General features: G+C 58.2%; 13 protein-coding genes. 6 read left to right on the top strand and 7 right to left on the bottom strand.

Translation table 11 applies throughout. The features are described 5' to 3' along the window. Both AC5SEO_RS20920 and AC5SEO_RS20925 read right to left on the bottom strand, forming a co-directional pair. On the bottom strand, nt 1-1,197 hold the full coding sequence (locus AC5SEO_RS20920; RefSeq protein WP_174061357.1) for an amino acid ABC transporter permease: 1,197 nt from the start codon (nt 1,195-1,197) through the stop codon (nt 1-3). A 107-nt stretch (nt 1,198-1,304) separates the two neighbouring features. Next, nucleotides 1,305-2,327 (bottom strand): amino acid ABC transporter substrate-binding protein, encoded by a 1,023-nt coding sequence (locus AC5SEO_RS20925; RefSeq protein WP_003515366.1) that lies wholly within the window; start codon nt 2,325-2,327, stop codon nt 1,305-1,307. A gap of 376 nt (nt 2,328-2,703) precedes the next feature. On the opposite strand from AC5SEO_RS20925, the gene AC5SEO_RS20930 reads away from it, so the two are divergent. Beyond that, nucleotides 2,704-3,891: a cystathionine beta-lyase gene (locus AC5SEO_RS20930; RefSeq protein WP_003515364.1), complete on the top strand. Its 1,188-nt coding sequence runs from the start codon at nt 2,704-2,706 to the stop codon at nt 3,889-3,891. Between the two features lie 2 nt (nt 3,892-3,893). On the opposite strand, the gene AC5SEO_RS20935 is transcribed toward AC5SEO_RS20930, so the two are convergent. After that, nucleotides 3,894-5,063, bottom strand: coding sequence for an FAD-dependent monooxygenase (locus AC5SEO_RS20935; RefSeq protein WP_174068369.1), 1,170 nt, complete (start codon nt 5,061-5,063; stop codon nt 3,894-3,896). 29 nt (nt 5,064-5,092) lie between these two features. Beyond that, nucleotides 5,093-5,338 (bottom strand): zinc-finger domain-containing protein, encoded by a 246-nt coding sequence (locus AC5SEO_RS20940; protein ID WP_003495891.1) that lies wholly within the window; start codon nt 5,336-5,338, stop codon nt 5,093-5,095. A gap of 170 nt (nt 5,339-5,508) precedes the next feature. On the opposite strand from AC5SEO_RS20940, the gene AC5SEO_RS20945 reads away from it, so the two are divergent. The 3 genes from AC5SEO_RS20945 to AC5SEO_RS20955 all read left to right on the top strand — a co-directional run bounded on the left by AC5SEO_RS20945 (nt 5,509) and on the right by AC5SEO_RS20955 (nt 7,608). After that, a complete protein-coding gene (locus AC5SEO_RS20945; protein ID WP_174068368.1) occupies nt 5,509-6,285 on the top strand; it encodes an alpha/beta fold hydrolase in 777 nt (258 codons plus the stop codon). Between the two features lie 143 nt (nt 6,286-6,428). After that, the gene (gene cysE / locus AC5SEO_RS20950; protein ID WP_003515358.1) at nt 6,429-7,253 is read left to right on the top strand and encodes a serine O-acetyltransferase; all 825 of its coding nucleotides are present in this window, start codon (nt 6,429-6,431) and stop codon (nt 7,251-7,253) included. 151 nt (nt 7,254-7,404) lie between these two features. Next, nucleotides 7,405-7,608, top strand: coding sequence for a DUF3126 family protein (locus AC5SEO_RS20955; RefSeq protein WP_003515356.1), 204 nt, complete (start codon nt 7,405-7,407; stop codon nt 7,606-7,608). Nucleotides 7,609-7,662: 54 nt separating this feature from the next. Here AC5SEO_RS20955 and AC5SEO_RS20960 read toward each other — a convergent pair whose 3' ends face one another. Then, nucleotides 7,663-9,057 carry a cytochrome P450 gene (locus AC5SEO_RS20960; protein WP_174068367.1) on the bottom strand — a complete coding sequence of 465 codons (1,395 nt, stop codon included), beginning with the start codon at nt 9,055-9,057 and terminating at the stop codon, nt 7,663-7,665. Between the two features lie 111 nt (nt 9,058-9,168). Here AC5SEO_RS20960 and AC5SEO_RS20965 point away from each other — a divergent pair, with 111 nt between their 5' ends. Then, nucleotides 9,169-9,834 carry a TetR/AcrR family transcriptional regulator gene (locus tag AC5SEO_RS20965; protein ID WP_013636190.1) on the top strand — a complete coding sequence of 222 codons (666 nt, stop codon included), beginning with the start codon at nt 9,169-9,171 and terminating at the stop codon, nt 9,832-9,834. Nucleotides 9,835-9,930: 96 nt separating this feature from the next. Here the strand turns inward: AC5SEO_RS20965 and fdhA are convergent, their stop codons facing one another. Further along, nucleotides 9,931-11,121, bottom strand: coding sequence for a formaldehyde dehydrogenase, glutathione-independent (gene fdhA, locus AC5SEO_RS20970; RefSeq protein ID WP_025593503.1), 1,191 nt, complete (start codon nt 11,119-11,121; stop codon nt 9,931-9,933). A gap of 304 nt (nt 11,122-11,425) precedes the next feature. After that, a complete protein-coding gene (locus AC5SEO_RS20975; RefSeq protein ID WP_013636188.1) occupies nt 11,426-12,298 on the bottom strand; it encodes an ATP-binding protein in 873 nt (290 codons plus the stop codon). 207 nt (nt 12,299-12,505) lie between these two features. Between AC5SEO_RS20975 and yajC the strand changes: the two genes are divergently transcribed. Further along, on the top strand, nt 12,506-12,853 hold the full coding sequence (gene yajC / locus AC5SEO_RS20980) for a preprotein translocase subunit YajC (protein ID WP_003515350.1): 348 nt from the start codon (nt 12,506-12,508) through the stop codon (nt 12,851-12,853). Nucleotides 12,854-12,909 lie beyond the last annotated feature (56 nt).

Genomic DNA, 12,909 nt, shown 5'->3' on the forward strand with positions numbered 1-12,909 from the left:
TTATCTCTCCACCAGGGCCATTTTCGCGTTCAACCAGTTCATGACCACGGCCGTGAGAATGGACAGCGAGAGATAGAGAACGAGCCAGATAGCGACAACTTCGACCGCCTGTCCCGTCTGGTTCAGGATCGTGCCGCCAACGGAGACGATGTCGGCGAAACCGACCGCGACCGCAAGCGACGAGTTCTTGGTCAGGTTGAGATACTGGCTTGTCAGCGGCGGGATGATGATGCGCATCGCCTGAGGAACGACGATCAGACGTGTCGTCGTGCTGGCGCGAAGACCCAATGCCTCCGCTGCCTCGGTCTGCCCTTTTGCCACGGCCTTGATGCCGCCGCGAACGATCTCGGCGATAAAGGAAGCGGTGTAGAAGGAGAGCGCCAGAAACAGCGACATGAATTCAGGTGCGACGACCGAACCGCCCGCAAGGTTGAACCGCCCGGCAATCGGGTAATCGAATGTCAGGGGTGAGCCGAGCGCGAGGAATGTCGCAGCCGGAAGGCCGATGATGAGAAGTGTTGCGGTGATGCCGGTGCGGAACTGCTCGCCGGTTCTTTCCTGCCTGGCCTTCGCCCAGCGATAAATGAAGACGCTGATGACGATGGCGACCACGAAAGCGAGCGGTATCAGCCACGTCCCTTCGCCCCAGAGAGGCTTTGGAAAGAAGAAGCCGCGATTGTTGAGGTAGGTTCCAAACGGAAGCTGCAGCGAATCGCGGGCCTGCGGCAGAACGGAGATGACGCCCTTGTACCAGAAGAAGATAACAAGCAGGGGCGGGATGTTGCGGAAGATTTCCACATAGGCCTGCGCCAGCTTCGAGATCAGCCAGTTGTTGGACAGCCGGGCGATACCGACGATGAAACCGATGATCGACGCGGCGATGATGCCAAAAAATGCGACCTGAATTGTGTTGAGAATACCAACGAGCAATGCCCGGCCATAGGTCGCATCGCTGGTGTAAGCGATCAGCGACTGGCCGATATCAAAGCCGGCTCTTCCATTGAGGAAGCCGAAGCCGGACGAAATGTTTGACCGTTGAAGATTTGTGATCGTATTCGTCACGATGATCCAGACGAAGGCGGTCAGGATGACGACTGTCAGAACCTGATAAAAAATTCCGCGTATGCGTGGATCGTAAATGAGTGACGACGCGCTTTGCGCGCGCGATCGTTGCGAACTGACCGCGTTGCCTGCCATAGGCACCTTTCCCTTTTATATGCTCTTTGCGAGCTTATTCTATAATTTCAAGTGGAGGCCGGGCATTGCCCAGCCTCCCTTCAGTCCTTAGCCAACGATAGTCCCGATCAACGAACCGGCGGTGCGTATTGCAGGCCGCCCTTGGTCCAAAGCGCGTTCTGGCCACGCTCGATCTTCAGCGGCGAGCCGGCGCCAACGTTACGGTCGAAGACTTCGCCGTAGTTGCCGACCTTCTTGACGATGTTGTAGGCCCAGTCGTTCGTCACGCCGAGATCGGTACCGATCTTGGTGCCTTCTTCAGTACCAAGCAGACGCTTGATATCAGGGTTGGCGCTGTTCTTCTGCTCGTCGACGTTTTTCGACGTGATGCCCAGCTCTTCGGCGTTGACCATCGCGTAGTGAACCCACGTGACGATGTCGAACCACTGGTCGTCGCCCTGGCGAACGGCCGGTCCAAGCGGCTCCTTGGAGATCACTTCAGGCAGAACGATGTTGTCATCGGGGTTCTTCAGCTTGAGACGGATAGCGTACAGACCGGACTGGTCGGTGGTGTAAACGTCGCAACGGCCGGAATCATAAGCCGAAGTCGCATCGGATTCCTTTTCGAAAACAACCGGGTTGTACTGCAGGTTGTTGGTCTTGAAGTAGTCGGCAAGGTTGAGCTCGGTGGTCGTGCCGGTCTGAACGCAGACAGCGGCGCCGGAAAGCTCAAGCGCGGACTTCACGTTGAGGCCCTTCTTGGCGATGAAGCCTTGGCCATCATAATAGTTGACGGTACGGAAGTTGAAGCCGAGCGATGTGTCGCGGCTGATCGTCCAGGTGGTGTTACGGGTCAGAACGTCGACCTCGCCAGACTGGAGAGCCGGAAAACGGTCCTTGCTCGAAAGAGCGACAAATTTAGCCTTTGTAGGATCGCCGAAAACCGCAGTGGCAATACCGCGGCAATAGTCCACGTCGATGCCGGACCATTCGCCCTTGTCATCGGGATTGGAAAATCCCGGAATGCCAGCGCTCACGCCGCAGGTGACGAAACCTTTCGACTTCACGTCCTGAAGCGTCGCAGCCGAAGCGACCGAGGCTCCTCCCAAAACTGCTGCGCCGATAACGGCCGACAGAATTGCCTTTTTCATTTTTCCCAACCTTTGTTTGTTATCGTCAATCGGAAGAGGACCGGCATATTGTTTTTGCCCCAGCTCCCCCCTTCAGCAGATCTTTTCGATCCGCTTTTTCTATCACAATCGTAATTGGCAGCGGGGTCAAGACATGCTGACAATAATTGTGCCTATAAAACGGAATTTTCCAAATTTTGGTCGGGAAGTGTGCAAAGGGTGAAAATATAAGCATATTTTTGCGGAAAAATACACTTGCACGATTTTTGTATACTTCTTGTATGCTGTTGCCGGGTGGATCAATCCTCCCATCTACGAATGTTCTGCGGGACTTGACCTTGCCTCCGGCTCTCCGCATTGTCGCTCGCGTCAATATCCCTTCGAAAGCTGATCTGAAATGACCAAGACCAATGACCTGCTTTCCACCGCAGGTATGAATACGCGCCTGACCCATGGCGGCAACGATCCCGCCGACTGTTTCGGTTTCGTCAATCCGCCCATCGTGCGCGGTTCTACCGTGCTTTTCCCCGATGCCGAGACGCTTTCGACCGAAAACCAGAAATACACCTATGGCACCCACGGCACGCCGACGACCGATGCGCTATGCAATCTCGTCAACGAGCTGGAAGGTTCTTTCGGAACCATTCTCGTGCCATCGGGCCTTGCGGCGATCACCGTGCCGTTCCTCGCCTATCTTGGCGCCGGCGATCATGCGCTGATCGTCGATTCGGTTTATTTTCCCACACGCCGCTTTTGCAACACGATGCTGAAGAAGCTTGGTGTGGAGGTGGAGTATTACGACCCGGCGATCGGGACGGGTATCGAAGCGCTGATCCGCCCGAATACCAAGCTGGTGCATCTTGAAGCGCCGGGTTCCAATACCTTCGAGATTCAGGACGTTCGGCTGATCACCGAGATTGCCCATAGGCACGATTGCGTCGTGACGATGGACAATACCTGGGCGACACCGCTTTATTTCAAGCCGCTCGATTTCGGTGTCGATGTTTCCATCCATGCCGCCACCAAATATCCGTCAGGTCATTCCGATGTCCTGATGGGCTTTGTTTCCGCCAATGAAAAGCACTGGAAGACGCTTTATCAGGCGAACACCAATCTTGGCATCTGCGTGACGCCTGATGACGCCTATCAGATCCTGCGCGGCATGCGCTCCATGGGCATTCGACTTGCGCACCACCAGAAAAGCGCCCTCGACATCGCCACCTGGCTGGAAAGCCGCGACGACGTCGTGAGCGTTCTGCATCCGGCCCTGCCGAGCTTTGCCGGGCATGAACTCTGGAAGCGCGATTTCAAGGGCGCGAGCGGCGTATTTTCCTTTGTGCTGAAGGCCGAAGAGGGCAAATACAAGCAGACTGCGGCGGCATTCCTGAATGCGCTGACCTTCTTCGGGCTCGGCTATTCCTGGGGTGGATACGAATCGCTTGCCGTGTCGGTGTCGCTTGTCGACAGGACGATTGCCAAAGGCCCGTCGGAAGGTCCGGTCATCCGTCTGCAGATAGGGCTTGAAGATATCGCCGACCTCAAGAAGGATCTCGAGGCCGGGTTTGCGGCGGCAGCCGCGGTCTAACCTCAGCTTTTGGCGCGGTAGCCGTATAGCCAGTCGAAGTCCTTCAGGAAGGCTTCCCTCGGACGTGTCGAGAAGACGAAGTCCCGGGCAAGCCGAACCGGGCCTGTGGCGTGATAGGCGAAACGATTGAGAGAGGCCCGCTTGCGGGCCTTTTCTATGCGCGGCAGACGCAGGGCTTCGAAGGCGGCAAGGGCCTGTGGTACGGGCAGGGATGTTCCGGTCAATGTGCCCGCCAGTTCAAATGCATCCTCGATGGCCATCGCCGCCCCCTGTGCGGCAAAGGGCATCATCGCGTGGGCAGCGTCGCCGATCAGCACCGTATCGCGACCATTGTGCCAGCGTCCGGGACCGGCCTGATAAAGTGGCCAGAAGGTCGGATTTTCCGACGATGCCAGCAGCCGAACGATATCCGGGCTCCACCCGCGAAACTGCGCAAGCAGCATGGCTTTCTGTTGGCCGCTCGATTCCGCTCGCCATGTTGCGCCGGGATCGGCGCCGAGTGCGATGGCCACAATGTTGAAGCCGCCGACTTCCTTCAGTGGGTAGGCGACGATATGGCCACCCGAACCGAGATAGGCGGTGACGGCGCTTTTGTTGATGGCTGACGGCACATCTTTTGCCGCGACCGTGAAGCGCCAGGCAATATTGCCGGAGAAGGTGGCAGTTGGGGCGGAGGGGACAGCGAAACGGGCCGCGGACCAGACACCGTCTGCGCCGACGATCAGGTCGTGATCGCGGAACGTGGTTGCAGCGATGACGTCTGTCGTCGCGTTTTCGATACGTTTGCCAAGATGCAGGCGGCAGAGCGGATTGCGCGTTACCGCATTGAGAAGCGCGTTTTGCAACGTCGAGCGATGCAGCACGCCATAAGGTGCGCCCCAGCGTGTGCGGGCCGTCGCACCCACGGGTAAGGAAAGCAACGTGGCAAGCGATTTGCCATCGGCCAGATCGACACTGACCGGCTCGGTCCAACGCGCCTCTATCTCAGCCATCACGCCGAGTTCGGCAAGGATGCGGGCGGCATTGGGCGATACTTGCAGGCCCGCACCGACTTCCGTCAGTTCGCCGGCCTGTTCAACGATGTCAGAGCTGATGCCCTGGCGGGCAAAAGAGAGCGCTGCGGTGAGACCGGCGATGCCGGCACCGACGATGGCTACGGATTTGATGGGCATGTCGCGCCCCGATCAGGAAATGTGGAAGGTCAGGCGGCCTTCACATGGAAGACGCAGCCTGGAGGATTGGTCTGCTCGGCCTTCAGCGACGGATTGTAGCGGTAAAGGGTGGAGCAATAGGAACAGACCTTCTCGTTGTCGTCGCCCATGTCGATGAAGATGTGGGGATGATCGAAAGGCACCGAAGCGCCGGTGCACATGAATTCCTTGACGCCGATCTCGATCACGCTGTGTCCGCCATCGTTCTGGAAGTGGGGAATGGAATGCCCGGCCATGTTCGTCTCCAAATGCAATATCGTGGTTAAGCCGCAGGTCGTCATCGAGCATGGGCTTATTGCTGCGGATATGTAGCCTCAAACGCATTGCATCTCCATAAAAATCGTCAGGAAAACATGTTCAAAATTGCGATTTCCTGCCATATGGTCCGGCAAAAAGGATGTCCTTGATGAATCTCAACATGCCGCAATTTTCCGATTTTTCCCATGACGGCCTTCGCCTTGCCTATTTCGATGAGGGTGATCCGGCGGGCGATCCGGTTCTGTTGATTCACGGCTTTGCCTCCAGCGCCAACGTCAACTGGGTGCATCCAGGCTGGCTGAAAACGCTTGGTGACGCCGGTTACCGGGTGATTGCTATCGACAATCGCGGCCATGGCGCAAGCGACAAGCCGCATGATCCGCAAGCCTATTATCCGCCCGTCATGGCCGGCGATGCGGTGGCGCTGCTTAATCATCTCGGCATCGCGGAGGCTCATGTGATGGGCTATTCCATGGGCGCACGCATTTCGGCCTTTCTGGCGATGGCACATCCGGAGCGTGTCCGCTCACTGGTTTTCGGCGGACTTGGCATCGGCATGGTGGAAGGTGTGGGCGACTGGGATCCGATCGCCGAAGCGCTGCTGGCCCCCTCGCTCGATGTCGTCACGCATGAGCGCGGCCGCATGTTCCGCGCCTTTGCCGACCAGACGAAAAGCGACCGGCTGGCACTCGCCGCCTGTATCGAGACGTCGCGTGTCCTCGTCAGCCGCGAACAGGTCGCAAAGATAGATGCGCCGACGCTGATCGCGGTCGGAACCAATGACGATATCGCCGGATCAGGTGCCGAACTTGCGGCGATCATGCCGCATGCGCGCGCTATCGACATTCCCGGCCGTGACCACATGCTGGCCGTTGGCGACCGGGTGTTCAAGGCGGCGGTTCTGGAATTTTACCGCAGCCTTTGATGGGTGGCGGCAAGAAACGGTTTTTCATGCTGCATGAAGAAAAACTGAAGCCTTGCCGCCTTTAAAGTCGTCATTCGAATCCCATTTCTTATGCACGTCTTTTTCTGTATAAAGAACGACTACTGCAAACGAGGAGACCATTCATGGTCGCACGTACCGAGGCCCGTCAGCCGGAACAGCTGGCGATCGTCGATCCGATCTGGGGCAGCTTGCTGCATGAAGCGCGAAGCGCCGTGGCGCAGGACCCGCTGCTTTCGGCTTTCCTTTATTCGACAATCCTCAATCACCGGTCTCTGGAAGAATGCGTGATTTATCGCATCTGTGAACTCCTCGATCATCCCGATATGCAGGCCGTTCTTCTGCGCCAGACCTTTCAGGACATGCTGGATGACTGGCCCGAATGGGGCAGCGTGCTGCGCGTCGATATCCAGGCGGTTTACGATCGCGATCCGGCCTGCACGCGCTTCATGGAGCCGCTCCTTTATTTCAAGGGGTTTCAGGCCATCCAGACGCACCGCCTTGCCCATTGGCTGCTGCAAAAGGGCCGCAGGGATCTGGCGCTTTATCTGCAAAGCCGCTCGTCCAGCATTTTCCAGACGGATATCAATCCGGCAGCACGCATCGGCAAGGGTATCTTCCTCGATCATGCCACCGGGCTTGTGGTCGGCGAGACGGCCGTTATCGGCGACAACGTTTCCATCCTGCATGGCGTGACGCTTGGCGGCACCGGCAAGGAGGGGGCGGACCGTCATCCGAAGATCGCCAATGGCGTGATGATCGGAGCGGGCGCGAAAATCCTCGGTAATATCGAGATCGGCAGCTGCTCGCGCATCGCCGCCGGTTCTGTGGTGCTGAAGCCGGTCCCGCCTAAGACCACCGTTGCCGGTGTGCCGGCGCGCGTGGTGGGAGAGGCAGGGTGTTCCGAACCCTCGCGCCTGATGGATCAGGTCATCGGAGCCGATATCTGACGGGTCCGATATTTTCTCAATCGTCCGTGTGGAAGGCTTCGCGTGAACGACATGGCCTGTGAAAGACATTGGCGATGTGCCGCTTTCACTTTACTTTCGCCTTTGTCCCATGCCAAAAGCGGCGCAACCCGAACCGCACAGGAGAATAGTGGTGAAAGCCGACGAAATCAAAAAACTCGACGCCTATTTCAAGCGCACCTTCAATGAAAAGATGGTTGTGAAGGCGCGTCCCCGTAAGGACGATTCCGCCGAAGTGTATCTTGGCGAAGAGTTCCTTGGCGTTGTCTACATCGATGACGAGGACGGCGACCGCTCGTACAACTTCTCCATGGCAATCCTCGACGTCGATCTTTGATCGTCACTGCCCGGTGACGGGTGTTTTCCCGGATTAATAGTCGCCCGCGGTGGTTCACGCCGCGGGCGATTTGTTTTTGCGGTCGGTGATACGCATCATCAAGCGGCTTTGCGGCCGCAACGTCACCCTCATCAGTGGCTCTGCCGGACTTGCTGATCTGTTTTCGAGATGGACGTTCTGCAACAGCACCGCCAGGATCGACACGGCCTCCATCATCGCAAATGCATTGCCGATGCAGACACGCGGACCTGCACCGAAGGGCATGTAGGCGTAACGGTGGCGCGCCTTGGTCTTTTCCGGCTCGAAGCGGGAAGGGTCGAAACGTTCCGGTTCGTCCCATAGCGCCGTGTGCCGGTGGACGGCATAGATCGGCACATAAAGAACGGTTCCGGCAGGAATATCATGGTCGCCGAGCTTGAGATCCTGCAACGCCGTGCGGGTGACCACCGGGGCAGGTGGGTAAAGCCGCATCGCCTCGGAAAATACCTGTCTGGTATAGGTCAGTTGGGCGATGTGCTCTGCGGCGACGGGATTTCCACCCGTGACGGCTGCGATTTCCTCGACGACTTTCCGCTCCACGTCGCTGTGTTGCGACAGCAGATTGAACGTCCATGCCAGACCGAGCGCGGTCGTTTCGTGACCGGCGGTGATGAAGGTGAGCAGATTGTCGACGATTTCCTTGTCGCTCATCATGCGTCCCGTCTCGGGGTCCTTCGCCTCAAGCAGCATGGACACCAGATCGTTTCTCTCGACGGGGTTCTGCCGCCGGTCCGCAATCACCGTCGACAGGCTGGAGCGCAGATAACCGACAGCGGCCCGGGCCTTGCGCCGACCGGGGTGAGGGAGCCATTCCGGTGCGCCCAGCATGGCTAGAGCGAAGGTCCAGCCTGTCGGTTTCAGATAGTCGGTGATGCTTTGCTCCACGCGCCCGATATCGATCCCGTGGCCGCCGGACATCATGGTCTCAACGATGATGTCGAAGGTTGTCCGCATCATTTCATGGCCGATATCGATGTCACCGAAAGGAGATGCGCGCCAGCGCCTGCCGGTTCGCTCCGCCGCCTCGATCATGACGGGCAGCAGTTCCAGCAGCTTTTCGTGCCGGAAGGCGGCGGCAACCGATTGCCGTTGCCATTTCCAGTGATCGCCATCGGCGGTCAGAAGGCCCTGTCCGAGAGCGGGGCCAAGCGCGCGGCGCACGTCCTCACCCTTGCCGAGCAGATGGGCGTTCTTGACGAGGGCCTCATGAATAAGGACAGGATCGGCAAGATGGACGCGCATCGTACCGCCGACACGGATAAACACCGCCGGTTCGTTGAAAATCTCCGGTGGCAATGCGTTCAGCGGGTTGCGGATGAGTGAGAGGGCCAAACGTGCTGTGGCGAATTTCGATACGGGTGCCGCAGCGGATGTATCCGGGAGCGGGGTGCGAAGGTCGGTTCCGGGCATGGACAGGTCCTTTATTCGCGTTGAACACTCAAATTTATTTGTTAAGGTGTTTACCTTATTTTATTCATTTAAGGTGTGCACCTTAGGTTTCAATAGCGGGGTCCGATATCAATGAAGAAAAGCGAGGCCGGACGATCGACGGGGCGTCCTTCCCCCACACGACAGAGAATAATCGCTGCCGCACTCCAACTATTTAACGAGAGGGGGCCTGATCACGTAACCACAGCCGAGATCGCAAGGGCAGTGAATATCAACGAGGGTAATCTTTATTATCATTTCCGCACCAAGGAGGCATTGGTGCTGGCGCTGTTTGCCCTGTTCGAGACCGACGCGCTGGCGGTTGTCGCAAAGATTGACGAAGAAGACGAAGTAGCCGCATCGACATATGCTGGCTTTTTGCGGCTCTGGTTTTCGCTGGTGTGGAACTACCGCTTCCTGTTTCGTGATCTTGTCGGCCTTCTTTCCTCCGCACCTGCGCTGGTGGAGCCGGTTCGCGGCATAAGCGCGGCAATGCGACTTGCCGTTGATGATATCGTCAGCCGGATGGAGAGGGCAGGGCTTGCAGAGATTCCAGAAACCGAGCGGGAGGCCCTGCTTACCAATCTCTGGATCGTCTCGACCTATTGGGCGGCTTATCTCAACCTTCAGGAAGGGGTCACCGAATTCGGGCCGCAGCAGCTGGACTGGGGACTTCGGCAGGTGTCCAGCCTGTTTCGACCCTATCTCTCACCATTGGCCACCTCCGAGCTGGAGGCGATGCTTGAAGTTAATCCATGATTTCACCTGATGGTGACAATGTGAATGCTGGCAAAAACGCCCGCGACAATATCTATCGCGGGCGTTTCCCATCTCGCGGGTCTTAAGCCGCCGTTATCAGGCCGACTTCAGCAGATCGCCATGCGGATCGAGCACGAACTTGGTTGCGGCACCCTGGTCGAAGCTTTCATATCCCTGTACGGCGTCGTCGAGTGCGATGATCTTGGCATTGACGATGTCGGCAATGGGCAGGCGGTCGTGCAGGATCGACTGCATGAGCTGGCGATTGTATTTCAGCACCGGCGTCTGGCCGGTATGGAAAGATTGTGCCTTGGCCCAACCGAGACCGAAGCGAAGCGACAGGCTGCCCTGTTTTGCTGCGGCATCGACCGCACCTGGGTCTTCGGTGACGTAAAGGCCGGGAATGCCGATCGAGCCGGCGGCACGGGTGATTTCCATCATCTGGTTAAGAACGATGGCCGGCTGTTCGCCGCCCGAATGGCCACGCGCTTCGAAACCGACGGCATCGATGGCGCTGTCGACCTCGTTGGTGCCGACGATCTCGGCAATCATGTCGCCCAGCCGGTCGCCCTTGGAAAGATCGACGGGCTCGAAGCCGACCTTGGCGGCGTGCGCAAGGCGATCCTTGTTGAAATCACCGATCATGACGACGGCGGCACCGAGAATACGGGCAGATGCGGCAGCCGCCAGACCGACCGGACCGGCGCCCGCGACATAGACCGTGGAGCCGACACCGACGCCGGCCTTGACCGCGCCATGAAAGCCGGTCGGCAGGATGTCCGAGAGCATGGTAAGGTCGCGGATCTTGGACATTGCCCTGTCGCGGTCGGGAAATTTCAGAAGGTTGAAGTCGGCATAGGGAATGGTGACGTATCTGGCCTGTCCGCCGATCCAGCCGCCCATATCAACATAACCGTAGGCGCCGCCGGCACGGGCGGGGTTCACCGTCAGGCACACGCCGGTATCCTGCGACTTGCAGCAGCGGCAGCGACCGCAGGCGACGTTGAACGGCACCGAGACGATATCGCCGATATCAAGCATCTCGACGTCGACGCCTTTTTCAATGACTTCGCCGGTGATCTCATGGCCAAGGACGAGGCCGGGCATCGCCGAGGTGCGGCCGCGCACCATATGCTGGTCCGAACCGCAGATATTCGTGGAAATAACCTTGAGAATGACACCGTGCTCGATACGGCGGCCATCCGGCGCCTCCAGCTTCGGATCATCGATGTCGCGGACCTCGACCTGGCCGGGGCGCAAATAGACGACGCCTCTGTTTTTGCTCATATCCATCTCCTCCTTGGGTTGAACACCAATACCGGCCCGCTCCTCCGCGGACAGGATATCGTCAAAACTCATGCGCGAACCCGTATGCGGCTCGCGTGGAATCTCAATCGGCGAAGGGATGGAAAGAAGAACAATCGGCGCGTTTGGACAAACGTCGCCTGCCTCTTGATCACCGCCCGCCGCAGATACCCGGCATTACGCCGGATATGTGCAGCAAACCATTTGGCGGGCGATGTGGCGGTCGGGAATACGACAACGCCTATAGCCGCAACGACACCGGCTCTCGCCAGATGTCACGGTGGCGTTATCTGTCGATCGATTTTCTCAGGCGCCCGGCGGCATCCTGAATATATTGCCAGGCGACGCGACCGGAGCGGCCGCCGCGCGTGGTCGCCCATTCCAGCGCCTCGTGATGCAGGGTTTCGCGATCAAGGCCGAGATCGAAATGTTCGGCATAGCTGTCAATCATCGTCAGATAGTCTTCCTGGCCGCATTTGTGGAAGCCGAGCCACAGGCCGAAGCGGTCCGACAACGAGACCTTTTCCTCAACAGCTTCCGAAGGGTTGATGGCGGTCGATTGCTCGTTCTCCATCATGTGGCGCGGCAGAAGATGACGGCGGTTGGACGTGGCATAGAACAGCACGTTGTCCGGACGCCCCTCTATGCCGCCATCGAGGGCTGCCTTCAGCGACTTGTAGGCCGTGTCGTCGTGATCGAAGGAGAGGTCGTCGCAGAAGACGATGACGCGTTCGCCGGAAGCTTTCAATATATCCAGCAAGGCGGGCAGGGTGTGGATATCTTCGCGATGCACCTCGACCAGCTTCAAGGGAACGCCGCTTGCGGCGCGCACATCTTCGTGAACGGCCTTGACCAGCGAGGATTTGCCCATGCCGCGTGCGCCCCAGAGCAGCACGTTGTTGGCGGGAAAACCATCGGCAAAACGCAGTGTGTTCTCGTGCAGGATATCGCGCACATGATCGACGCCGCGAATGAGTTTCAGCGCAATGCGGTTCGGACGCGAGACCGGCTGCAGAAAGGAATTGACCGGCGTCCAGACAAAGCAATCCGCCGCATTCCAGTCGTTCACGGCAGGTGCCGGGCCTGCCAGCCGTTCCATGGCGACGTTAAGCCGGCGCAGTTCGGCAAGAAGCAGGGTGGCCGTCTCTTCTCGAATCATGGTGTTTCTTCCGCTTATCCGATGTTCATAACGATGTTTTCAACCCGGCCTAGCATGGCGTTTCAGGCCCATAAAGGTTAAGAGGTCCGGAATCGGTACGGCGTGGCTTCTGCATCTGTTGCATTCCCGGCGTTCCCCACTATATTCCGGCGGCTTGAAAGCTGGGGCGGCATACGAGGTCGTGCTGTAATCGTTGAGGAGTTTTATATGTTCATTAGTCAAGCTTTTGCCCAGGACACGGCGGGCGGCGCGTCTGCATTCGGTTCCGGCCTTGAGATGCTTTTCCTGTTTGCACCGCTTATGGTGGTCTGGTACTTTTTCCTCATTCGCCCGCAGCGCGCGCAGATGAAGAAGCGTCAGGAAACGTTGACCAATATTCGCCGTGGCGATCAGGTCGTTCTTGGTGGCGGCATCGTTGGCAAGGTGACCAAGGTCATCGACGACAATGAACTCGAAGTCGAAATCGCCGAAGGCGTGAAAATCCGTGCCGCTCGTGCTTACATTGCCGAAGTGCGCGTGAAGGGCGAAGTGGTCAAGACGGAAGCCGCTTCCTGATCCTGCCGGATAATTGAACGTCCGCTTCCGAATTTGACGGGTTGCGCATCGCGCAA

The sequence above is a fragment of the Agrobacterium sp. K11 genome (assembly GCF_059429395.1).

What these genes read in the sequence shown, in the direction of transcription:
- AC5SEO_RS20920 (WP_174061357.1), bottom strand. Translation starts at nt 1,197, where the DNA reads ATGGCAGGCAACGCGGTCAGTTCGCAACGATCGCGCGCGCAAAGCGCG.
- AC5SEO_RS20925 (WP_003515366.1), bottom strand. Translation starts at nt 2,327, where the DNA reads ATGAAAAAGGCAATTCTGTCGGCCGTTATCGGCGCAGCAGTTTTGGGA.
- AC5SEO_RS20930 (WP_003515364.1), top strand. Translation starts at nt 2,704, where the DNA reads ATGACCAAGACCAATGACCTGCTTTCCACCGCAGGTATGAATACGCGC.
- AC5SEO_RS20935 (WP_174068369.1), bottom strand. Translation starts at nt 5,063, where the DNA reads ATGCCCATCAAATCCGTAGCCATCGTCGGTGCCGGCATCGCCGGTCTC.
- AC5SEO_RS20940 (WP_003495891.1), bottom strand. Translation starts at nt 5,338, where the DNA reads ATGGCCGGGCATTCCATTCCCCACTTCCAGAACGATGGCGGACACAGC.
- AC5SEO_RS20945 (WP_174068368.1), top strand. Translation starts at nt 5,509, where the DNA reads ATGAATCTCAACATGCCGCAATTTTCCGATTTTTCCCATGACGGCCTT.
- cysE (WP_003515358.1), top strand. Translation starts at nt 6,429, where the DNA reads ATGGTCGCACGTACCGAGGCCCGTCAGCCGGAACAGCTGGCGATCGTC.
- AC5SEO_RS20960 (WP_174068367.1), bottom strand. Translation starts at nt 9,057, where the DNA reads ATGCCCGGAACCGACCTTCGCACCCCGCTCCCGGATACATCCGCTGCG.
- AC5SEO_RS20965 (WP_013636190.1), top strand. Translation starts at nt 9,169, where the DNA reads ATGAAGAAAAGCGAGGCCGGACGATCGACGGGGCGTCCTTCCCCCACA.
- fdhA (WP_025593503.1), bottom strand. Translation starts at nt 11,121, where the DNA reads ATGAGCAAAAACAGAGGCGTCGTCTATTTGCGCCCCGGCCAGGTCGAG.
- AC5SEO_RS20975 (WP_013636188.1), bottom strand. Translation starts at nt 12,298, where the DNA reads ATGATTCGAGAAGAGACGGCCACCCTGCTTCTTGCCGAACTGCGCCGG.
- yajC (WP_003515350.1), top strand. Translation starts at nt 12,506, where the DNA reads ATGTTCATTAGTCAAGCTTTTGCCCAGGACACGGCGGGCGGCGCGTCT.